This is a genomic window from Bacillus sp. JJ1773 (genome assembly GCF_036962035.1).
Classification (GTDB): domain Bacteria; phylum Bacillota; class Bacilli; order Bacillales; family Cytobacillaceae; genus Cytobacillus.
The window spans coordinates 1-21,258 of the sequence record NZ_JBALNX010000005.1; the positions used below are offsets into that span (position 1 = coordinate 1).

Annotated in this window: 22 protein-coding genes, 2 pseudogenes and 1 riboswitch; of the genes and pseudogenes, 7 read left to right on the plus strand and 17 right to left on the minus strand. The window is 34.0% G+C overall.

Features of this window, described 5'->3' with window-relative positions; all coding sequences use genetic code 11:
- Positions 1 to 125: 125 nt before the first annotated feature.
- Positions 126 to 320: a DUF4177 domain-containing protein gene (locus tag V7127_RS01250; protein WP_335347789.1), complete on the plus strand. Its 195-nt coding sequence runs from the start codon at positions 126 to 128 to the stop codon at positions 318 to 320.
- Positions 321 to 520: 200 nt separating this feature from the next.
- Here V7127_RS01250 and V7127_RS01255 read toward each other — a convergent pair whose 3' ends face one another.
- The 3 genes from V7127_RS01255 to V7127_RS01265 form a co-directional block, all read right to left on the minus strand.
- Positions 521 to 892 carry a VOC family protein gene (locus V7127_RS01255; protein WP_335482949.1) on the minus strand — a complete coding sequence of 124 codons (372 nt, stop codon included), beginning with the start codon at positions 890 to 892 and terminating at the stop codon, positions 521 to 523.
- 209 nt (positions 893 to 1,101) lie between these two features.
- Positions 1,102 to 1,575 carry a hypothetical protein gene (locus V7127_RS01260; RefSeq protein ID WP_335482951.1) on the minus strand — a complete coding sequence of 158 codons (474 nt, stop codon included), beginning with the start codon at positions 1,573 to 1,575 and terminating at the stop codon, positions 1,102 to 1,104.
- A gap of 755 nt (positions 1,576 to 2,330) precedes the next feature.
- Complete coding sequence (locus tag V7127_RS01265) at positions 2,331 to 2,798, minus strand: VOC family protein (RefSeq protein ID WP_335482953.1); 468 nt, start codon at positions 2,796 to 2,798, stop codon at positions 2,331 to 2,333.
- 650 nt (positions 2,799 to 3,448) lie between these two features.
- Between V7127_RS01265 and V7127_RS01270 the strand changes: the two genes are divergently transcribed.
- A complete protein-coding gene (locus V7127_RS01270; RefSeq protein ID WP_335483025.1) occupies positions 3,449 to 3,772 on the plus strand; it encodes a redoxin domain-containing protein in 324 nt (107 codons plus the stop codon).
- Positions 3,773 to 4,050: 278 nt separating this feature from the next.
- Here the strand turns inward: V7127_RS01270 and V7127_RS01275 are convergent, their stop codons facing one another.
- Positions 4,051 to 4,266 (minus strand): hypothetical protein, encoded by a 216-nt coding sequence (locus V7127_RS01275; protein ID WP_335482955.1) that lies wholly within the window; start codon positions 4,264 to 4,266, stop codon positions 4,051 to 4,053.
- A gap of 243 nt (positions 4,267 to 4,509) precedes the next feature.
- Complete coding sequence (locus V7127_RS01280) at positions 4,510 to 5,361, minus strand: LysR family transcriptional regulator (RefSeq protein WP_335482957.1); 852 nt, start codon at positions 5,359 to 5,361, stop codon at positions 4,510 to 4,512.
- A gap of 107 nt (positions 5,362 to 5,468) precedes the next feature.
- Between V7127_RS01280 and V7127_RS01285 the strand changes: the two genes are divergently transcribed.
- Positions 5,469 to 6,602 carry a citrate synthase/methylcitrate synthase gene (locus V7127_RS01285; protein WP_335482959.1) on the plus strand — a complete coding sequence of 378 codons (1,134 nt, stop codon included), beginning with the start codon at positions 5,469 to 5,471 and terminating at the stop codon, positions 6,600 to 6,602.
- Positions 6,603 to 6,878: 276 nt separating this feature from the next.
- Here the strand turns inward: V7127_RS01285 and V7127_RS01290 are convergent, their stop codons facing one another.
- The 4 genes from V7127_RS01290 to V7127_RS01305 all read right to left on the minus strand — a co-directional run bounded on the left by V7127_RS01290 (position 6,879) and on the right by V7127_RS01305 (position 9,549).
- Positions 6,879 to 7,067: a hypothetical protein gene (locus V7127_RS01290; protein ID WP_335482961.1), complete on the minus strand. Its 189-nt coding sequence runs from the start codon at positions 7,065 to 7,067 to the stop codon at positions 6,879 to 6,881.
- Positions 7,068 to 7,271: 204 nt separating this feature from the next.
- The gene (locus V7127_RS01295; RefSeq protein ID WP_335482963.1) at positions 7,272 to 8,282 is read right to left on the minus strand and encodes a TolB family protein; all 1,011 of its coding nucleotides are present in this window, start codon (positions 8,280 to 8,282) and stop codon (positions 7,272 to 7,274) included.
- 77 nt (positions 8,283 to 8,359) lie between these two features.
- Positions 8,360 to 9,229 carry a permease prefix domain 1-containing protein gene (locus V7127_RS01300; RefSeq protein WP_335482965.1) on the minus strand — a complete coding sequence of 290 codons (870 nt, stop codon included), beginning with the start codon at positions 9,227 to 9,229 and terminating at the stop codon, positions 8,360 to 8,362.
- Complete coding sequence (locus V7127_RS01305) at positions 9,226 to 9,549, minus strand: PadR family transcriptional regulator (RefSeq protein WP_335348283.1); 324 nt, start codon at positions 9,547 to 9,549, stop codon at positions 9,226 to 9,228. Before V7127_RS01305 ends, V7127_RS01300 begins: the two co-directional genes overlap by 4 nt.
- A gap of 361 nt (positions 9,550 to 9,910) precedes the next feature.
- Between V7127_RS01305 and V7127_RS25830 the strand changes: the two genes are divergently transcribed.
- Complete coding sequence (locus tag V7127_RS25830; protein ID WP_438823955.1) at positions 9,911 to 10,111, plus strand: DUF3888 domain-containing protein; 201 nt, start codon at positions 9,911 to 9,913, stop codon at positions 10,109 to 10,111.
- 618 nt (positions 10,112 to 10,729) lie between these two features.
- Here the strand turns inward: V7127_RS25830 and V7127_RS01310 are convergent.
- Positions 10,730 to 10,804 (minus strand): annotated as a pseudogene (locus V7127_RS01310) (YjcZ family sporulation protein); the annotation flags it as partial.
- A 182-nt stretch (positions 10,805 to 10,986) separates the two neighbouring features.
- Between V7127_RS01310 and V7127_RS01315 the strand changes: the two are divergent.
- Positions 10,987 to 11,145 (plus strand): hypothetical protein, encoded by a 159-nt coding sequence (locus tag V7127_RS01315; protein WP_335482966.1) that lies wholly within the window; start codon positions 10,987 to 10,989, stop codon positions 11,143 to 11,145.
- Here V7127_RS01315 and V7127_RS01320 read toward each other — a convergent pair.
- Both V7127_RS01320 and V7127_RS01325 read right to left on the minus strand, forming a co-directional pair.
- Positions 11,127 to 11,693, minus strand: a complete 567-nt coding sequence (locus tag V7127_RS01320; RefSeq protein WP_335482968.1) for a GNAT family N-acetyltransferase — start codon at positions 11,691 to 11,693, stop codon at positions 11,127 to 11,129. The genes V7127_RS01315 and V7127_RS01320 overlap by 19 nt on opposite strands.
- 342 nt (positions 11,694 to 12,035) lie before the next feature.
- On the minus strand, positions 12,036 to 12,980 hold the full coding sequence (locus V7127_RS01325) for a DMT family transporter (RefSeq protein ID WP_335482970.1): 945 nt from the start codon (positions 12,978 to 12,980) through the stop codon (positions 12,036 to 12,038).
- Positions 12,981 to 13,140: 160 nt separating this feature from the next.
- On the opposite strand from V7127_RS01325, the gene V7127_RS01330 reads away from it, so the two are divergent.
- Positions 13,141 to 14,517 carry a PLP-dependent aminotransferase family protein gene (locus V7127_RS01330; protein ID WP_335482972.1) on the plus strand — a complete coding sequence of 459 codons (1,377 nt, stop codon included), beginning with the start codon at positions 13,141 to 13,143 and terminating at the stop codon, positions 14,515 to 14,517.
- Between the two features lie 97 nt (positions 14,518 to 14,614).
- Here the strand turns inward: V7127_RS01330 and V7127_RS01335 are convergent, their stop codons facing one another.
- The 4 genes from V7127_RS01335 to V7127_RS01350 form a co-directional block, all read right to left on the minus strand.
- Positions 14,615 to 17,188 carry an EAL domain-containing protein gene (locus tag V7127_RS01335; RefSeq protein WP_335482974.1) on the minus strand — a complete coding sequence of 858 codons (2,574 nt, stop codon included), beginning with the start codon at positions 17,186 to 17,188 and terminating at the stop codon, positions 14,615 to 14,617.
- Position 17,189: 1 nt separating this feature from the next.
- Entirely contained in the window at positions 17,190 to 18,275 is a 1,086-nt protein-coding gene (locus tag V7127_RS01340; RefSeq protein ID WP_335482976.1) for a sensor domain-containing diguanylate cyclase, read from the minus strand.
- Positions 18,276 to 18,316: 41 nt separating this feature from the next.
- Positions 18,317 to 18,399, minus strand: a riboswitch (cyclic di-GMP riboswitch).
- A 375-nt stretch (positions 18,400 to 18,774) separates the two neighbouring features.
- Positions 18,775 to 19,245 carry a regulatory YrvL family protein gene (locus tag V7127_RS01345; protein WP_335482978.1) on the minus strand — a complete coding sequence of 157 codons (471 nt, stop codon included), beginning with the start codon at positions 19,243 to 19,245 and terminating at the stop codon, positions 18,775 to 18,777.
- A gap of 94 nt (positions 19,246 to 19,339) precedes the next feature.
- Positions 19,340 to 19,882, minus strand: a complete 543-nt coding sequence (locus V7127_RS01350) for a DJ-1/PfpI family protein (RefSeq protein ID WP_335482981.1) — start codon at positions 19,880 to 19,882, stop codon at positions 19,340 to 19,342.
- 293 nt (positions 19,883 to 20,175) lie between these two features.
- On the opposite strand from V7127_RS01350, the gene V7127_RS01355 reads away from it, so the two are divergent.
- Positions 20,176 to 20,826: a cupin domain-containing protein gene (locus V7127_RS01355; RefSeq protein WP_335347900.1), complete on the plus strand. Its 651-nt coding sequence runs from the start codon at positions 20,176 to 20,178 to the stop codon at positions 20,824 to 20,826.
- Between the two features lie 200 nt (positions 20,827 to 21,026).
- Here V7127_RS01355 and V7127_RS01360 read toward each other — a convergent pair.
- Positions 21,027 to 21,149 (minus strand): annotated as a pseudogene (locus tag V7127_RS01360) (DinB family protein); the annotation flags it as partial.
- Positions 21,150 to 21,258: the final 109 nt, after the last annotated feature.

Sequence of the window (21,258 nt, forward strand, 5' to 3'; positions counted from 1 at the left end):
CAAACTATTAGCTGGTTTTATTGAAGAAGCTACTGCATATTGTGGTCGTAATGCGTGTTATAAATGTCCGAAACTTTTTCCAAGAACATTCGTACATTAGTTAGAAAAATAATTGAGGTGAAATTATGTACGAATATACATTTGTGAAAATAGAATTCACTAGATTGTCTAGTAAACCAAAATCAAACTATCAAGATGTCATAAATGAAAAAGCTAAAGACGGCTGGAGATTTATACAATTAGTTGCTCCTGAAATAGCTACGTCCGGTATAGGTACAGCTTCCTATTTTGAATTAATTTTTGAGAGACCCATTAACTAGAAATGGGTTTTCTTTATATGCAAACTATCAAAAAGAATTTATTTTTATGGCACCGTTTGTGTCAAATAAGCATTACCATGTTCAAGATGATAACTAAAAATGACACAATTTCTTGTACAATAATTGCGCCCGATTGTTGAAGATCGTTATTGAACTAAAGCACCAGTTAATAAAATAAGGTAATTTTATTTATTATAATCTTACCAGTGTACTTGAAGTTTATTACCATTTGGGTCATAAAAGTGGAAAAAGGCATGACCATTATCTTCTTTTATATCCTCGACCTTAACTTGATTATCAATTAAGTGTTGATGAAATTTAGATAATTCTGGACTTGTAAAGCCAATGCTAAATTCTTGTTCATTATCAACTGTAAAATGTGCAAATGTTTCATCTTCGGTAGGAACTAAGATAAGTAAGAAAGGCCCTTCATGTACTTTTAAAATCGCAAGTTCCTCAGTAATGTTTAATAACTGGAGCCCTAATACATCTCTATACCATTGTGCAGACAGTGCTAAATCTTTTACAGGAATTCTAATATAATGTACTTGTTCAATAAATGATTTACTCATGCCTTCTCTCCTTTATTTAATCTGGTATATCAAATAGTTCCCTTTCTATATACCTTTTTCCTTTAACAACCTGGCCCTTTTCATGAAGAAAGACGCTTTCCTTATTTCAGAAAAGCGCCCTATAATTGAATACCTAAAATATAATCTCAGTCCAAAAATTTCTTAATTCCTTTTTCATTATTAAATCATTTTCTACCGTTTTTGGTGGTTTAACTTAAATTATTTCCCCACAAAGCATTTAAAAACAAAATATATAGCGTGAATAATCCTGTTATTATAGTAAAGATTATCGGGATAATTCTTAAAGTTTTGTTTTTTCTTATTGCTATTATAAAAACAACAAAAGAAAGTATTGCAAAAACATAATAAAGATAAAACATAAGATAATGTGTTAGTGGTCCCAAAAATAATCCAAGTACTGAAAATTGAATCAAAAAAGCCAAAATAGAAATAGCTACCCACCTCAGCTCATTTCTAATTGATACTACATTTTTAATGGAGTATAGTATTGAAATTAAGACTAATGTAGCAAGCAGCCATTCGTATAAGAAAAACAATGATTCAATGTTTACAGCAAAATAATATCCAAGAACGGATAACGGTATGATTGTAAGTAGTAAATAAACATTTATTTTGAGATTTAAGGTTGGTTTTATGTTTTTCTCCTCCTTTTTATTGCACATATTGGATAACTTCTTGTAATCATTTTACCATAAAAAGTTAATTTATTTTTAGGTTGGTTTAAGTACAATCTTTCATAAAAACTATAATTATTAAAATTTTCTTGAGATTCTTACTCCATTAAATGGCCCTTTCATGAAGAAAGACGCTTCCCTTATTTCAGAAAAGCGCCCGATTTTTCAAGTTTGATAAGTGCATAATAATCTAAAGTTTGCTCAGAGCATAGCTGTTGCCAATTAACTAACCAGTTATTTTGGTCTGTTGTTCTTAACCATCTGATATGCGGTAAATGGAAGGGATACTAATAACAAAGAACTAAAGATAAGAATAGGTATACTATTTAAAAAGATTCCCACTGATGCCATTAAACCTGATACGCTGATTGTGAGTAATATAGTTACTAACAACATCCTTTGTCTTTTATACATCATCACACCTCCACCATTAAATACTAAAGGCATTAGCTATGTATATGGCATACCCGCCAACTGTAAAACCCGCCAGACCAGCGACACATCCTAGGCAACTTGCCACTCACAGCTTATTTTATAAAGATTTCTCTCTCCTGTCCAAAAAGAGTTATTCAACAAAATGGCCCTATAATGAAAATAGGCGCTTTTCCTTGTTACAGAAAAGCGCTATTTAACGGAATAATGGAATGAATATAATAAGTTCTCAACCCTAAAATTACTTAATGCTTCTTTATTTAACTCTCCCTATAGTACATTTATTCACAGTTGTAATGAAAGAGTATTCACTATTTCAGTTTACTTCTAACTAAATTCTCCCACTCTTCAAATGACAACTTTTCGGTAATATGTTTTAGTTCATTAGGAACATCGACATAACACATCAACTCTAAACTATTCCCATCAGGATCATCAAAGTATACCGAAGCATTTCCTTGATTTGGTCTTACGAAGGGCTCAATCGATGTTCTACTTCCAAAAGGAACTGCTTCAACTTGGATTGATTCAAGCCATTTTAAAGACTCTTTTAAATCCTGATATGTGACACGAAAAGCAATATGTCTTAAAGAAGGGTGGTATAGTGTTTGGTACTCATCCCCTTCCCACAACCCTAACCAACTTGTACCTTCTTCTATCCAAAAGAATGCAGTGTCTTCATCACGCCAAGCAAAATTCAAACCTAATTTTTTGTAAAAACCAATAGATGTTTCTAAATTTTTCACAGGTAAGTGTGCTTCATACAGTCCCTTAATCATAAACAAAACCTCCTTGAATAAATAATAGCAACATCTATCAATTTAATGAGTCCTAAAATAGTTGTAAATTCTCTACTACTTTAGATGTAAAACCTAACAAAATATAGTTTTTAACTCCACTCCTTCATTACTTCAATAAGAAAATGCTATTCTCCTTCTTGAAGAATAGCCCCCGTTAGCTAATTCTTTTTTCCATTTGAATAAGTGATAAATAATGTGGTTACTTAATGCAGGTTTATAGCTCTTCTTCAAATAAATTTAACTTCACACTAAGGGTTAATTTAGAAAAAAACTTGGATAGAATTTCATTGGTTTGTTAATTCTAATAAAGAAAAAATGGGGTTGAATATTAAGGGTTTTCCACTAAGGAAAGAACTAATGGCAAATAAAAACAAGGATTATTTAGCCCCACTCCGATCTGATAATCCAAATCTGTTTTTAAATTTATTAGAAAGGTGTTAAAAATGCGAACTATAATTATAATCTTGTCCTTTCTTTCTTTTCTATTATTATCAGCATTTGGACAAAGGACGCTTATCGAACCAATCACTTTATTAGATCACGAACAAAAAGAGGTAACTTTTCCGTTAGAAAAACCAACAGTATTCTTTTTTATAACAACATATAAATGAAGTCTCTGTGAGAAGCAACTGGTTCAGTTGCATAATAATATGAACAAATTGGATGGAATGGATATTGAAATGTTTGTAATTAGCAAAGATTCCCCAGAAGATCTACGTACATTACAGAATAAACTGGAGAAAACTTTTGGACATAGTTTCTCCTTTATTTCCGATCAGAAATTAGAATTAATTGAAAAAATGGGAATGAAGAAAAATGGTGTAGCTTATAGAGGTTACGGCATGATTGATAAAGAGGGGAATATTATTTTTAATACCAAAAATGATAATTGGGGAGAGCAAATCGAGAAAACAGTTGAAAAGATTAAAGAAGAATATAATAAACTAAAATAATAAAATTTGATTTAGTTCCCTAACCTGAAGAAAATCCGAACAAACTGCTGCTTTACGCCTTTATTATATCCCCATAGACAAGAAAAAGTGGAAAAAGACATTTTTGAACCTTTCTACTTAATGTAACGGGAATAAGCAAAGGATAAAATCAAACGCTCAGAGTAAAAATTCTCTGAGTGTTTTGAATTAAAAGCCTTTAAATGTCCTTCTTCAACCAATTGATCCGTACTTTAAGTACAGAAGTGCACAATCTCTCCTAAATTTTATCCTATAAATAATCAATTTTCTTTAATGGCATTACTCCACAATATGGCCCTATAATAAAAATAAGCGCGTTCCTTTTTACAGAAAAGTGTAGGCTGTTCATCTTTCTCTAAACCTCCACTAACTGGTTGCCAAAATCCACTTTTTTCTAGGGTTCTTTTTAACAATAAAAAGGTTGTTCTTGGAGTCCTTGTATATATAAATGCTTGAATATTAACTCTGTCTACCATAGAACCCCCCGTAAGTTCCTATCGAAATAACCTGCCCAAATAGTTGGAAAAATAAAAAAGAAACTATCATGTTTTGATGATGATCCCTGTTATTTATCAATCGCACCCGTTACCCCCAATCCCCTACTGACCATTCGTTAATAATTTTATTGAAATTTATTCAATGCCCTTCTTCAAGTAAAACCTGTCCTGAAAACTAAATGTAAATCCTTTATTATCCAAAATAATATTTGGAAATCAAATTTATGAAATCTGCTCAAGTTCCTCTTTCCTTTTAACGATAATAAAAGTTGAAATAGTCGGTAGTGTGAACAAATCAAAATGTAGTTGCATTAGTCTTCCTTCTATTAATTCACGCCTTAAAATTGAGTGTGGTAAAAAAGATATGCCGAGTCCTTCCTGAATGAATCGTTTTACAATGTGTGCTTGTGTAACTTTCATTGTTCGGATACGCTTTACGTATTTGTTTAGCTTATTAAGCAGGCTATCCCAATAAACAGGATGATGGTGAGTGAATATTATATTTTTCTGTATTAATTCCAATGCGTCAATTGGAGGTCCACTTTCTTCATCATATGAATCAGGTGAGGTCACGAACAGAATGGGGTCATCGTAAATTCGAATCGACTCGATATTCTTTAATTTAGTATCTAGTGCTGAAATGCCCAAATTCACATCCCCGTTTTCTACGAGTTGTTCAATATTAATTGATTCTTCAACTCGGATGCTGATTTCAACGTCTGGATGACTCTCCATAAACGTTCGCAAAATATATGGCAATATCGTTTCCGCCATAAGGGGGGAAATAGCAATTGTCCAATTCTTACGAAATCCTTGTGCATATGTATGAATCCGATTTACGCTCAGTTCCATCTGTTCGACGAGTTGCATCGCCTCTCGATAAAAAAGTTTTCCGACATCGGTCAATGTGACACGGTTGTTTATTCGATCAAAAAGCTTTGCTCCGAGGTATTCCTCTAATAACCGGATATGAACGGTCACACTTGGTTGAGAAATAATTAGTTTTTCCGATGCTTGACGAAAATTAGTCGTTTCGGCTGCTACAATAAAGGTTTTCAACCACTGAAGTTCCACGGTAACTCCCCCTTTTTAATTAAAAAAATTAATCGTTTCAATATAAAATATTTAATTTCTATAATCATATAACACCACTATACTAAAGAAAAGAAGGAGGAATCGGTATGTTTAAAAAAGGATTAAAAGATGTCGTGGCTGTTCAAACAAACATAGCTTCTGTTAAAGGAGATATAGGGGAATTACGCTACAGAGGTGTTTTAATAGACGAACTAATCCCATCTCATTCGTTTGAAGAAGTGGCATATTTTATTTGGTATGGAATGTTACCAGACGAAAGTGAGTTAAAGCATTTGGAAATTAAATTAATGAATGGGAGACAGTTGCCTCTTCATGTTCAAAAAATTCTCGACGCTCTACCAGCAGAAGTACCAATCATGGACGCAGTGCGTACAGCTATTTCCGCATATGCACATGATGGTTTTACAAATGAACCTATCGAAGAGCAAGCAATTATTCTTACTGCCGTCATTCCAGTAATCGTAGCAAGACATTATAGAAAACAACAAGGTTTACCTCCCATCAACCCGGATCCTAATTTGTCACACATAGCGAATTACTTATGGATGCTAAATGGGAAGCTCCCAAACCACCTACAAGCTGAGGCTCTTGAAACATACTTGAAATTAACAATGGAGCATGGATTGAATGCAGCTACGTTCTCTGCTCGTGTAACCATTTCGACAGAATCGGATTTAACCGCAGCCATCACATCTGCAATTGGTACAATGAAAGGTCCTTTGCACGGAGGAGCACCTTCGGGAGTTATTGAGTTATTTGAAAAAATAGGAAAACCGGAAAACATCCTAACAGTTATAGAAGAAAAACTTCAAAATGGGGAAAAAATAATGGGATTCGGTCACAGAATTTATAAGACGGAAGATCCACGTTCCATTCTTTTGAGAGAAAAATGTACCAGTACGTTCGGAAAAGATGAATGGTTAGACTTAGCAACTGTAGCTGAAAAGGAAATAATTGATTTACTCGCACAACATAAGCCTGACCGTAAACTATATACAAACGTCGAGTATTATGCAGCTGCCATTATGCGTTCTATCGAAATGCCACCAGAACTATTTACGCCGACATTCAGCGTTGCAAGAATCATTGGTTGGACTGCACACGCAATAGAGCAACTGCAAGATAATTCAATTTTCCGCCCTCAGTCAGAATATATTGGATACGAAAAAAGCGAAAGGCGCATGCATAGCACGGACAAGCACTGGAGTACTTTGAAATAACAACGATTTTTCTATTATCTTCAAGTCTGAGTACTAGAGGGGGCTGGCACCAAGAGTCTAGAAAAGACATCTCCACGCAATAACTTATCCACAATTCGGGATTCTATCGTACGCAAAGCTATAAAAACAAGCGCATTTCTTATTCTAGAAATGCGCCCGATTCTGGAATAACTAAAATATGAACCAAATCTTAAAATCAATTAATTCTTTTTTCTAAGGTGCGTTAGTCGAATATGAAAAAAGCGAACCATAAAATGAATCGCAGTACTCGTTTGTTTAATTGGTTTGTAACTTTTTTAGCATTACACTGTTTGCAATAACTCCAATTAACCCCGCAATTACGAAAATATATGCTACAAATAAAGGTGTTGAAGAAATTGATTCTGTAAATATTCTGAACATACCAACAGCAAAAATTAGTAAACTACATACAAGTGTAATAATTGCCCGAGTTTTATTTTTCATTTATTGAGACCTCCCAAAAGTAAATAATCTCCTATTTAATTATTACATAAATATCCAATACAATTTACGATTCTTATTCAGTTAAATGTCCCTATTCATTAAGAAAATCAAATGCCCTCCTTACTTTAAGAAACCTTGATACCAAAAAATTCTATAAGCATTAAACAACCTACCTAAAGTTGTACCAAACCAGTTTTTATATTTCTATTCAACATTTGAGAATGTAAGTTCTATTTCCTCTACCTGTTCTCCATCGATATTCATTTTATATAGATGGTAATCAGAATCACCTTTGGCGAAATTTCTATCTAACATGAAATAAATAATCCTTCCATCTGAACTTACAACAGGATCACTCACATGCTTCCCAATATAAGTTAACTGTTTTTCTTCTTTTGTATCTAAATTATATTTATATAATTCGTATTCAAAGGTGCCTCCATCATGAGGATTACTAATGGATTGAAAAATTAGTTTCTTTCCATCAGGAGTGATTGTAAAACTAAAAATAGAAACTTCACGTTTAGAATCAGAAATAATAGACATCTCTTCCGGAGAATCCACAGGAATTTCAAAAACCCTTTGTTTTACTTGGAAGGAATCTTCTGCTGTTTTTACATCTGAATCATCATCTCTACCTATGTAAACACTATCCCCACTAGATGAAACGTTCAATGAATAAATAGAATACTGTTGTAGATTTGTCTTTTGTTCATGTGATTTCTGATTTAGATTAAATTCGTATACATCAAAATTATGTGGTCTTTTCCCTGTAATTGGTGAATAATTTTCAAATGTTCCAGCTCGTAGGTATAAAAGAGACGGATGGTCCGGCTTAAATTCAATCTCTGTAATAGTCGAAGGATCCGTGAATAGGTCTGTTATTGCCCTATTTTCCATATTATAAAAATGGACCGTACTTATCAGTTCTGTGTCCTTATCTTTATTTGTAGTTATATAAGCCAATATCGAGCCATCATGTGAAAAGGTTGGATCTAGAATCATCGTTTCCTCATCATACTCAGCTACGACTGTATCCATCGACTCCCCTTCATTATGCAAAAACAACTGAGGTTTCCCCTCTTTGTAGGTTACATAGGCAATTGCATTTTGAGATGAAACATCATAATGATTGGAAAGCCCATTCTGTTTTTCGTTTTCTGTTTTGTTTAAAAAAACACCCGTAACCACAAGAGCTATTGTTAAAATAAACAAAAATAGTAATAAAAAAATGAGATTCTTTTTCTGCATTATGTAATCCTTTCTTTTCTTTGTTAGCACTATCAAGAGCATTATCTAAAAAAGAGTACTGGGGCATAAAGCCATAAAAAAATGAGGATACAGGCTGCAATGGGTATCATTCCAATTACAAATGCAATCCGTTTATTTTTCTTTACCAACTTCAATTGTACCGCATACATACCTACCCAAATAGCAATTGGACTAGCAAATATGACCATCATAAAATGATATTGTCCAATCATAATAAGACCGCCAACGATTAGAAATAGTGACATCCCTGAAATGATAATTCCACTAGTAATATTCATTCCATGCAAAATCTTGATATACTTTTCATCCGAACTATAATCATAGATTGTTGTTCGATAAACAAGACTAATGCTTAGAGCAATGTTTAACCATACCCAAATAGTTAAACCCACAACGGTCATTGATTGATCTAACAGACTAGTGATTAACCATCCGTATAGTTGTCCAAGTGTGTGGAGTACCAATAAGCCATTTAACCATAGCTTTCTATTAATATGAAAATGTTGATTTAGTGGAAGAAGTAACAACATTGTACTTAAACTCATAGAAATACAAAGCCAGACGATATAAGCATCCCCTTCAACAAAAAGACTCGATAAATAAACTCCAATTGTGAAAAGGATGGAAGAAATAGCTAATGTAAGCATTAATTCCTTTCGATAAGGAAATAGTGCTTGTTGAATTTGACTGCCAATTTCTCCTTCTAGTCCAAATAGCTGCATGGCCTTTTCCTCTGCCTTTTCTGGTGTTAAACCCTCTTCCTCCATCAAGTAATCGCGAGAAATCTGAAGGTGGATAAGTAGTTCGTCATAAAGGTCCTCTTTTTCTTTCTTAGAACTCTCTGTATGACGAACAATGTTTTCCACATACTGTTCTAATTTCGATTTCATATAAGACCCTCCGAGCTTCTATGAACTAAATTCTCAATGAGTCTCCAATCCTTTTGTTTCTTCTCTAATTCCTTCGTTCCTGAATCAGAAATTTTATAATACTTCCTCCTCCCTGAAGGAGTTTCTGACCAATAGGACTCAATCAACTGTTTTTTCTCTAGACGTTTTAATGCTGGATAGAGCGTCCCTTCACTCATTTCATATTGATCGTCACTTAGCTGCTTCAGTAATTTAGTAATTTCATACCCATAAAGATCCCTCTGGTTAATAAGCGATAACAGAAGAAGATCAATACTTCCTTTTAACATTTCCCTGTCCATTTCATCACCTGATCTCAAATTTTATATTGATATTGTAATACGATGTACATCGTATTACAAGGTAAATTTGTATATTTTCCCTGAAGTTAATTGCTTAAATTCTACTAAATTTATTTTTCAATTATTTCTCCCCAAAAAAAGAGCGAACCTTCGCTCTTGAAGAATCGCGCCCGATTGTTGAATATTGATTGTTATTAAAAGAAGCCCTTGTTAGTTTAATAAGAATTCTTTAATCGTTTATAATAAGAGCAGCATTGAATGGAGGATTTTTATGAAAAAAAGCCTTTAAAATTGATTGCTTGGGTACCTCTTTTCTCTTATTCTCCTGTCAAAGCTGAAACGGTAACCAAAATGATGTAAAATGCGTGATGATGTGATCCTCAATTTACTTTTTCTATCCATCGACAAAGCAATCGAAAAACATTTCGGCAAACCAAGACAGTTTTATTTCCAACAGATTCTCCAAATCAAACAGAAGGTAAAACACAAAACCTACCGCTACTTTAATGTCACCGTGCTGCTAACAACATTTGAAGGTACTCACATTTCCCATATGATTTAGTTACTATCACTTTTAGTAATAAAAATAGGATGGAGTGGCGAGCAATTGATGTCAAAAGCAGAACGTTAAAGCCAAACGAAATAACTAAATGCAGGCATCCTTTGTTAGAAGGGTACTTTTTCTTCGGGAATATTCTTCAACTAAACTGCATCCGTTACTTAAAGAAGAAAAATGCCTTGCCCCATATTGAAAGAAAGAACGCCATTAGCTGTATAACTTTCAAATAGAAAAAAGCTGCCAATTATAGCAGCCTATTCTTAAAGTGAAAAACGCCTTATGTTTAATAACTTTCAATTTGTTCAATAAGAACAGCTGCTTGTGATTGACAACTATTCTTTTACGCAGGCTCATGGAAACACTGGTTAAATTTTGTGCTTAAAAGAATCTACGTCGTCTTCTTTCGAATTCAAAACGTCTTCTTCTCTCTAATTCGATTTCAATTTCAATGGGAAAAAAACGTCTTCTTCTAAAGCCGTCGCGAAAAAACCTGTTTCTTCGATCAAATCCCCTAAATCCAAATGGCATTTAATTCATCCTCCTTTCAATTCAGAAGTCTAGATGAAAAAAGACAGATAAACCTAATCGGTCCTTTCCCACTTAGTAGCTGCCTATATTTTACTAGTAGCCGCTCATCATAAAAGAAGCTCCGACAATGATCAATAGAATGAACAATACCACGATAAAACAAAAGGTTTTTTTTCTCTATGTTCATGTCTAAATTCTTCCATGATAATACCTCCTTAAATAGGAATATTGGGAGGAAAAACACCTTCCCATTGTATATATATTCCTTAAGACAAGAGGGGATTGGGCAATCATCGTAGTATTGGATAAAATCAACGATTTGCTTAAACAACTTCTAAAAATGAAAACAAGTGAATGCCTTAAGTTGGATAAGAAAAAGCCGCCAATATCAGCCTGTTCTTAAAGTAAAGTACCCTATTCAACAATCTGGCCCTTTTCATGAAGAAAGACGCTTCCTTATTTCAGAAAAGCGCCCGATTGTTGAGAAGCATTACTTAGAGTTTATGTAATAAACCAAGTGATCAGTCCATTCATCATATTCGTATATAAACCCTTTACGGATACATTCGAATTCCATACCTACACTTTCAGCTAAATTCACAGAAGGTGTATTATCAAGGTTTATATGGGCTTCTATACGGTGAAACTTCAAATGTTTAAAGGCAATATTAAGGGCTTTTTTTACTGCTTCTTTGGCATAACCTTTTCTCCAATACTGATTATGGATGGTGTATCCTATCCTTCCCCATTGGAAATCATCTCTTGCTAGGGTTGAAAAATCAACCATACCTAAATGTGTACCATCTTCTTTTCTAAACACACCAAATACGTGAGCTGTATCTGTAAGTGCCAATTCTTGATGTTTATCTACCAGATTATGAAACCACTCCCGTGTACATTCACTCATATCTATTTTTCCTTTATCGTGGCGATTTTGGGATGGATAACGGTTTTCAAATTCATTTAACCAATTTTCATAATCGGCCTTCTTTAAGGGTCTTATTACTAATCTTTCAGTTTCTGAAACAATCTCAAATTTTTCATCTTTCAATTTCAATTTGACATCTCCCTAGTTATAACTAATTTAAAATAGCCTTTAAACATAATTTAATTCGCTGTCCTTATTCAGATATCCTGCCATTTGGCTTCTGCCACAATATGGCCCGTTTCTTGAATAAAGTTTATTTTGTACTGTTAAAGATATTGTTAGTTTTCCATCAAAGACTGAAAAAAGTCAGTACTACCTTTTTCAACAAACTAACAAGCATAGACTTATGAACATCTTGCATACGTAAAGTGTCCGAAATCCTGAAACCAACAGCTCTCCCATTTTCAAAAATAACCAGATGTAAGTTTAAATATGGCAGCTGCACTGATATTAGCACCTATAGTAATCTAGCTAATTAATTGATTTTGAATTATGTGTTTTACCTGATTGCGGTAAAGCATCCTGTGATATGGGTTGAACCTTTCTTACGGCAGTATTCTTACCGATAATAACGGAAAATACAACTATTACGGCCATTACAAGAGTGAAAAATGTGATAGATTCATCTAGAAATACTGCAGCAAATAGAATCATTAAAAATGGTTGTAAGTATTGAACCTGACTAACTCTTGCTATTCCCCCCATAGCCATTCCGCCATACCAAGCAACATATGCTAAAAATTGACTAACCACTGCGAGATATATAAAACTAACCCAAGCTTGTATTGGGGCATGAAGCATTTCTGTTGTAAGGTTTAGCCCAACTGGAATAATAAAAAATGGCGCACCGATTAAAATGGCCCAAGCAATCACTTGCCAGCTGCCTAATTCTTTTGCTAGTTTCCCACCTTCTGCGTAACTAAGCCCAAGTATAAGCACTGCTGCTAGTAAAGCGAAATCGGCAACTTGTAATTGACCGAACCCAAGGTGAAGTGCATACATAATAACAGCTATAGAGCCAATTGCACTTGAAATCCAGAATTTGAGAGAAAGAATTTCCCTTGCTCTAACCATAGCAAATCCGGCTGTTGCTAATGGTAACAAGGCTAATTCCACTGCTCCATGAGAAACAGGCAAGGATTTCATTGCCCAAGAAGTAAGAAGAGGAAATCCTAAAACTGCACCAGCAGCAACAATAAGTAGACTTTTGAATTGGCGCCCTGAAGGCAGTTTTTCTTTTCGAACAATCAAAACCACTGCTACTAAAATTGAGGCAACAACTGTTCTTCCCAAGCCAACGATCGTAGCCCCAAAATATTCTACTGCAATACTTGTAGAAGGAAGTGTTAAGCTAAAACAAATGACCCCTACTAATCCCAACAATAATCCGAATTTCTCTCTGGATACTCTCTGCATCTTATCCCAACCCCCATCGTTATTATACAAGCACGCCTGTACCATTTTCTGATTCTTAAGAAAATAATTCTGTTATAATCAACATAATAAAAGGTGCACAGAAAAAAATAAACCATTCTTTTAGCCATCTGTACCATGACAGTTAAAGGAGGATACATGTATGAGTGCCAAATATATAAAGATAATGGAAGAGATTAAGCATCGGCTAGCAGATAGGATCCTTATTGCAGGAAGTAAACTCCCTTCTGTTCGTCAGATGTCTGAGCATTTTTCATGCAGCAAAAATACGGTCATTAAAGCATACGAAGAATTAGAAAAAGAGCATTTAATTTATTCTGTTCCTAAAAGTGGTTACTTTGTTGTGAATGAATTTCAAAATGCGATGAATGAAAATGAGGTGATTGACTTCTTGTCTGCTGGTCCAGATAAGAATGTTATGCCTTATCTTGAATTTCAACATTGCATGAATCAAGCAATTGAACAATATAAAGAAGAGCTTTTTACATACTCTGATCAACAAGGATCTTACTCATTACGAGTACAGTTAGTGAAATATTTGCAGAATTTACAAGTGTTCACTAAACCCGAAAGATTAGTCGTTGTATCTGGCTCACAGCAAGCCCTAAACTTATTTGTTTCTATGCCCTTTCCAAATGGAAAAAACAATATTCTAATTGAACAGCCTACTTATTTCGGATTTATTGAGTCCATCAATCTGCACCAAACTACTACTTTGGGAATTGAGTTATCGATGGAAGGAATTGACCTTGATCGTCTTGAATATATTTTTCGAAATAATGATATAAAATTTTTCTATATTGTTCCGAGATTTCACAATCCACTTGGACATTGTTACACGAATAGCGAAAAGAAAAAAATTGTTGAGTTAGCCGAAAAATACGATGTATATATAGTGGAAGATGACTTTCTAGGGGACCTGGATCCAAATGCAAAATCAGATCCTTTATTTTCTTTTGATCCTTCTGGGAGAGTGATTTATATTAAAAGCTTTTCAAAAATTTTCCTTCCAGGGCTAAGGATTGCTACTGTCGTTCTTCCTACAGTAATGATTAACAATTTTTTACGATATAAATTTAGTTCGGATTTTAATAGTTCAGCACTTTCTCAAGGTGCACTAGAAATCTATTTAAAAAGTGGTATGTTTAATAGCCATCTCAAAAAAATTAAAGAAGTATACTCAACTAAAATGCAAATCCTTCAAGAAGCATGTGAATTATTGCTGCCGGCTAATACTCAATTTTCTAAACCGACTTCAGGATTCTATCTGTCCATCAGTTTACCTGAGAATGTGAAAGCAAAACAGGTAGTTCATATGCTAAACGAGCAGCATATATATGTAGATGATGCCTCTAGAATGTTTTTACCAGAATATAAAAAGGAAAATCTCCTTCGATTATGCATTTCTCAAGTAAACGAAAGTCAAATAAAACTAGGGGTAGAGCGATTGGCTCATTGTATTGCTTTAATTGACAGTAGAAAGAATCATATAACTCCAAATAACTTTTTACTCCTCTAGTATTGAAACTTTGCAAAAAAGAACATTGAATTTTCAATGGGAATTCAATGTTCTTAGCGTTGCCTTATAAATCACAATGTGATTAAACGTGATTTTATTATTCCGTTTTTAATATTTCCCTTTGATTCTTAATAAAATGATATCGATCCGTTTTAACAAAATTGCAATCCGGAACGATTGGATTTTTTCTAAGAAGGATCGCGAACTTATTTAGTAACTTAGCTAGATTTGAGCGTTCATTTTCCTCTACCAAAAATTCCAGTCCATACTGAAAAATACCAGGCTTTGCTTCGTGCATCCATACCACGGAACCATACATGCTAATCGTCTCACCTAAAATTTCCGTTTGAAATTCTAAAATTATATCTCGATGAACAGTTAACCTAATATCTGATAAAAACCTGAGACCCCCTAATCCAATGTCTTCAATCAAAACATTCGTGTTCCCTAGTTCTACTTTTCTTCCGTGAATTCGTATAAGGGTCATAGAGGCAAGTAAAGGAAAATCGAGATTAATTCTAAAATATTCCCGTTTATCTTCAAACTTATCAGTAGTGCCACCGGAAACACTTTCCGAAACTTCAAATTTCCCAATTCTTAATAGGTGAGTAAATTCCTCTGCTGGGACAGGCTTAGAGAATAAATAGCCTTGGATGGTCTCACATTTGAAATTATTTAATATTTGGAGCTGCTCGATATTCTCCACACCTTCAGCAACAACCTCCATTTTGAGGTGCTGTGCTAATTCAATAATGGTCTTCGTAATAAAATTGGAGTTATCTGGATCTGTCTCACTTAAATCCTTAATAAAAGATTGATCAATTTTCAATGTATCTATTCTACCTCTAAAACGTTTTAGGTAGGAGAGTGAGGAATACCCTGTGCCGAAATCATCTAAGGCTATTCTAACTCCTATACTTCTTAATTCATCTAAAGTAGCCAAAACTACCTTTTCATTTTCTAATAAAGATGATTCTGTTATTTCAATTTGTAAGTAATCAGGAGAAAGCTTTGTTTCCTCTAGGATACTAGCGATATTTTCCACTAAGTTTTTTTCTAAAAATCGACTGGCAGATAGGTTAATAGAAATAGGAATAGCCGGTAAACCTGCATCTTGCCAAGCTTTATTTTGGGAACATGCTTTATATTTGACCCATTTCCCTATTTCCGCGATTAAACCTGTTTCTTCAGCTAACGGAATGAATTCATCAGGAGATAACAGTCCCCATTCCGGATGATTCCAGCGGATCAGAGCTTCAACACCGACAATTTGATTTGTAAGTGTACAAACCTTCGGCTGGTAATAAAATTCTAGTTGATTTAACTCTATTGCATTTCGAAGGCCCGCCTCCAAATTGAATGTTTTGAAGGTTTGTATGTTCATTGATGAGGTATAGATTTGGTAAGTGTTCTTCCCGCTTTCTTTCGATTTATAAAGAGCAGAATGAGCATACTTCATTAATGACTCTGCATCCTCTCCATCAGTTGGATAAATACTAATCCCGATACTTGTCGTAATAAAAAGCTTATACCCTTCAATAAAAAATGGTTCCTCTAATGATTTGATAATGGTCTCTGAATGCTTGATAATCTGATCTGTATTTTGAATATTAGGTAATAATACGGAAAATTCATCTCCGCCCAGCCTGGCTAGTATGTTCTTCTCCCCTAGACAGATTTTTAACCTTTTCGAGATGAGTTTCAGCAGCTCGTCTCCCACAAAATGTCCTAGAGTGTCGTTGATATATTTAAACCGGTCCAAATCGAGAAACATAACAGCCATTTTTTGTTGGAGCGCTTTACTGATAATTAATTCTTTTTCCAGTTTTTCTTGAAAGAATCTTCTGTTTGGCAGTTCGGTTAAAGAATCATGATAAGCTAAGAATTTGTTTAACTCCTCCGATTTTTTACGATCAGTAACATCATGCAGTGTTCCTATAATAGTAGATTGATCATGATAATAGATTCTTTTTGAATGGGCTTCAATATCAATAATCGAACCATCTTTACTAATAATTCTGAAGGTATGATCAATGCCTTTCTTCCCATCGATTAATTGATTAAAAACAGAATTCATTTCTGCTTGGTCTTCTGAGTGAATATACTCCATAACATCTAATGCATTAGATGAAATCGCTGTTCCTAAAAGGTGATGTAGCCGGGGATTTCCATATATTAATTTTCCATTTTGTATAATATAGACTCCGACAAGAGCTTCCTCTACTAGGCTACGGAATTTTAATTCTGATTCTATTAATTCAATGGCGGTTTCCTTTTCTTCTGTAATATCTTTAGCTATCCCACTAACTCCAACCACTTTACCATTAAATTTTGCAGGGATAAGAGTGAGATTAATTTGAACCTTTCTTCCGGCTTTATGTATAAAAACAGTATCAATATGTTGCACTTCGCCAGAAAGAACCTTATTAAAGCATTTTTTATATATTGGGATTTCATTTATATAGAGAAATTGCTCGATCGAATGTAATATTATTTCGTCATTTTTATAACCCAAGTATTCAGAAAACCCTTCATTTGGCATTACGATAATACCTTTCGTATCTAGAAAAAAAACGGTGTCAGGGTTATGTTCAAATATTGATCGAAAAAATATATCAGAAATCTCTAGATGATTTGTTGAGAGATTCAATGTTTTATTAGTCGATTCCACGTTATATTCTCCTTTCAGTTAAATCAGAAGATCCTTCTACAAACTGATAACTGTTTTTTCCGTTATTCTTTGCTTGATACATAGCTTCATCGGCCATTCTTATTAATGTTGTGGCATCCTTTCCGTTTTGTGGATATAAAGAAATACCAACACTAGATGTGACGTGAATTTCTTTTCCTAGAATGTAGAGAGGTAAATCTAAACTTCCGATGATTCTATCTGCAATTATGCTGCAATCTTGTTTATTAGCTTCAGGTAAAAGTATCGTAAATTCATCTCCCGCTAATCTAGCAAGTATGTCATTCTCTCTGACACAACTCTCTAAAAGCGCACTTACTCTCTTTAAGAGCTCATCGCCGGTATCGTGGCCTAGGGAATCGTTTACCTTTTTAAACCCATCCAAATCAATAAAAAAAACAGCAAAATCATTTTTGTTTTTTTCCGAATCTATTATGAGCTGCTCGAGGTCATCCAAAAAAGCCCTTCGATTGGGCAATCCCGTCAATGTATCTTGATAAGCTAATTTTTTTATCATATTTTCTTGTTTTTTTCGGAAGGTAATATCTCTTGCGATAAATTCCCTTGCAGGCAATCCATCGTATTCAATATTTGTTGAAGTGATTTCTAAATCGATGACTTGGCCATCTAGTCTTTCAACTCTAATTTGAAAGGTTAATACTCCCTTGTTACGATATTTTGCTTTTTCCATTAGATGATTCCAATCACTGGAACTAGACAAGTAGTTTTTCCAGTTGTGATTAAGTAAATCACCTACACTATTTGCTCCCAGCAATGTAACACCAGCTTTGTTTGTAAAGATGATTTTCCCATTTCGATGGACAAATATGGCCTCTGGAGATAAATCAATCAAATTCCGATAATGCTTCTCTTTTTCTTTGTAGTTAAGAATGATTTTCTTGCCAAGTAAAAAAGCCCATAGAACCGATGTAAGTACTACTAAAGAACTTCCGGTATCTAAAAGGACTTCCCATAAACCGTCCCCTTTTAAATGAAAGAACAGTAATATCTTTTCATCAAAAATATCAAATAGGGACATACATGTAATAAGAATGAAAATTAGTTTCATTCTTATTTTGAATTTTTTCATTTCGTAAATTATAGTCTCCTTTCGGCAGCCCAGCCACCATAGCAATTACCTTAGGTCTGAGGCTTTGCGCCACCGTTTTTCAACGATTTTGCCATTTTTGCTGTCAAAATTATACATGATTCGACAAATTCTTCTAACTTCACACAAGATTATAGCACTTTTTTACTATATTGCTAGTGATATAGTAACAATTCCTTAAGTTACTAATAAATAGGACTATATACTAGAAAATGAAAGTCAGGTGGTTGAACTAAAGATCAAAAGGGAAAATTTAATAAAAAATCTTAGTTGAAAGGAGTATTGCAGGGTAATAAAGGATAAAAGAATAAAGAGGAGAGGAAAACAACGTTGGTAGATAGAAATGTTTTTTACCCTACTATCAAAGTAGTTTTATATTAATCTCCGAATTTCTTAAGTTCTGGGCGATATGTTGTTGAATGCGAAATTGCCGAATATTATCTAGATGTCTCCGAATAACCTATTCCCCACCATTCTGTTTTTCTTCATCCTTTTTATCATCAAATACAATTTCTACTGCAGCCAGCAGCAAAGCAACTATGATCTCTGTTTTCAAGGAAAGGATAATGCTATTCATAAACTCATCCACAGTAAAGAGACATAGCCAGTTAGAGGCAACTTCAATACTGATCCGGACAAAAAACATCTTTAATTTCCCTGTAATTATTCGTTTAAGCAGCACAAAAATCTCTCCGGAAAACAATTCGACAATAATGCTCAAAACAAAGAAACTAACAACAAAAACAATCAATGACCAGACAGATTTATACTGAACGCCAAGCAGTTCAAAAACCCCGGCCAGCCCAAAAAAATAAATTCCCAGAACAAAGCCGGGCACCAGAATAATGAGAAGCGTTATTCCGGCAACTGTTGCTATTTTGTCTTTTAAATTCATATCGCCAAATGAAGCATCATCATTATGTTTAGGCATATAAGTGCGCCTCTCCTTTAGCTGTTATTTCTACAAAAAAATGAAAGTTTTTATTGGATTAGCGGCCTTTAAATTTGATTGCTAGTATATTTTCTTATTTTATTGTGTACCAGCTTCTATCAAAATTTAAATTTAGTAACTCTCCATACTTTATTGCAAAGTCTATAAAAGCTGATCCTCTCGCAGTTATAAGATTTCTATCAATCACAACAGGTGAATCTAAGTAATTACCTTCGTTAAACGTTCCTAAGAAATTTCTTTGATCAGCCGTTAATCCAGTCGTATATTTTCTTTCACTTAATAATCCACTCATAGATAATAGATATGGTGCACTGGATATTGCTCCTATTATGATATTCTTTTTTAAAAATTTCCTTAAAAACGAGGTCAGCTCAGGATGGTTAACTAAATGTTCAAAATCATCCACTCCAGGAAGTACAACACTATCTAATTGATTAATATCCATTTCGTTCACTGTTACTTCAGGAATACTTGTCAATCCTGCCTCCCCTTTAACTACTTCGTTATTCAACCCAATAAATACGGTTCGTTTCTGCCCCTGCTTTAATACAGATAAAAGCACTGATAATTCATATTCACTAAATCTAGGGTATAGTAATATTCCTGTATATATCATTAACACCCCCATGCAATTCAATAAGAGTCCAACTGGATAAATAAAATCCTCTCTTTAATTTCAATATATTTTCTTGATATCCTTCCCATTCTCACCAAACTGGCCCTTAACATAGAGAAAGAGCGAAATTCTTGTTGCTGAATTGCGCCCTTTTATTGAATAAGCTACTCTATAATGCACATTGTGTTCGAACTGCGTATCAATTAAGTCTTAATAACTAAAACACCGAACTATATTAAGTGCATAACATGCCTATATAGTTTTTATACTTAATTGAAGAGGTGGAGAATATTATGGTTTCCTATATGGATTACACATCACCGTCAACACAATACACTTTTGACGTAAATAAAAGTCCCTTGTTCAAGAAAAATAACAACAACTTTATTAACGTGTTAGGCATTCAACAGTTGAATACATTGGAAAATGTGTCTCTCCTTGATATTTTCCTAAGTGCTAATAATGTCGTAGAACCGCACTATCATCAAAATGCTGCCCAGCTGGTCTATTGTATTTCTGGTGCTGTTACTGTTTCGATATTAAACCCATTTACAAAACAGATTCTCAATTTCCCTATTACACCTGGGCAAGTCGCAAACGTTCCACAAGGGTGGTGGCATTATGAAGTAGCTACAGCTGATAATACTCATATTTTGGCAATTTTTGACGCACCAACTCCGGAAGTAATTTTAGGCTCTGATATCTTAAAATTTACCCCTGCAAATATCATGGCTCATACTTATTGCCTTGATGAAAATCAATGGAAAAAAGCAATAGCACCAGTTAAACCCACAACTTATATAGGTCCATATGAGAATTGCAACAGAGAAAAAGCAAATATGCATCAGCAATATTTAATTCAACAGTATCCACAGCTAAATCATATTCAGCAATACCAACCAACCCATTACATTCCTCATTATCGGCAATATAGAGGCTATTAGAGAAAGACATACAACTATTGACATGGATATTCCATGTTTTTTTGTGTCACAGAATAGGTCAGTTATGCATTACCATGTTCAAAATAATAACTAAAAAGCAAAATTACATGTACAAGAAATGCCGATTCTAGAATAATCTACTACATACGTCTTGTACTAAAAGATTTACCCCATATCTTCGGGCGCTCTATCCCCATTGTTCACATATAGTCTAACAACAGGCCTGTGTGAACAGATTCGTGATAAGCGATACGCAAAAATATATCCCCAAATGTTCTTACATAGCCTACGTTGGAATGATAAATTTTTATATTTTTTAAATCGTTTAACCTAATTGTCTTTATGTATTTAATGAACAACATGACTGGTAATATATTACTTCATACCAGTTTTCATTATAACCTTATTTAACCATTGAACTGTCCTATTGTG

Excerpts from the sequence above, each read along its gene's own strand:
- V7127_RS01250 (WP_335347789.1), top strand. The coding sequence starts at position 126 with ATGTACGAATATACATTTGTGAAAATAGAATTCACTAGATTGTCTAGT.
- V7127_RS01255 (WP_335482949.1), bottom strand. The coding sequence starts at position 892 with ATGAGTAAATCATTTATTGAACAAGTACATTATATTAGAATTCCTGTA.
- V7127_RS01260 (WP_335482951.1), bottom strand. The coding sequence starts at position 1,575 with ATGTGCAATAAAAAGGAGGAGAAAAACATAAAACCAACCTTAAATCTC.
- V7127_RS01265 (WP_335482953.1), bottom strand. The coding sequence starts at position 2,798 with ATGATTAAGGGACTGTATGAAGCACACTTACCTGTGAAAAATTTAGAA.
- V7127_RS01275 (WP_335482955.1), bottom strand. The coding sequence starts at position 4,266 with ATGGTAGACAGAGTTAATATTCAAGCATTTATATATACAAGGACTCCA.
- V7127_RS01285 (WP_335482959.1), top strand. The coding sequence starts at position 5,469 with ATGTTTAAAAAAGGATTAAAAGATGTCGTGGCTGTTCAAACAAACATA.
- V7127_RS01290 (WP_335482961.1), bottom strand. The coding sequence starts at position 7,067 with ATGAAAAATAAAACTCGGGCAATTATTACACTTGTATGTAGTTTACTA.
- V7127_RS01300 (WP_335482965.1), bottom strand. The coding sequence starts at position 9,229 with ATGAAATCGAAATTAGAACAGTATGTGGAAAACATTGTTCGTCATACA.
- V7127_RS01305 (WP_335348283.1), bottom strand. The coding sequence starts at position 9,549 with ATGGACAGGGAAATGTTAAAAGGAAGTATTGATCTTCTTCTGTTATCG.
- V7127_RS25830 (WP_438823955.1), top strand. The coding sequence starts at position 9,911 with ATGCGTGATGATGTGATCCTCAATTTACTTTTTCTATCCATCGACAAA.
- V7127_RS01325 (WP_335482970.1), bottom strand. The coding sequence starts at position 12,980 with ATGCAGAGAGTATCCAGAGAGAAATTCGGATTATTGTTGGGATTAGTA.
- V7127_RS01330 (WP_335482972.1), top strand. The coding sequence starts at position 13,141 with ATGAGTGCCAAATATATAAAGATAATGGAAGAGATTAAGCATCGGCTA.
- V7127_RS01340 (WP_335482976.1), bottom strand. The coding sequence starts at position 18,275 with ATGAAACTAATTTTCATTCTTATTACATGTATGTCCCTATTTGATATT.
- V7127_RS01345 (WP_335482978.1), bottom strand. The coding sequence starts at position 19,245 with ATGCCTAAACATAATGATGATGCTTCATTTGGCGATATGAATTTAAAA.
- V7127_RS01350 (WP_335482981.1), bottom strand. The coding sequence starts at position 19,882 with ATGATATATACAGGAATATTACTATACCCTAGATTTAGTGAATATGAA.
- V7127_RS01355 (WP_335347900.1), top strand. The coding sequence starts at position 20,176 with ATGGTTTCCTATATGGATTACACATCACCGTCAACACAATACACTTTT.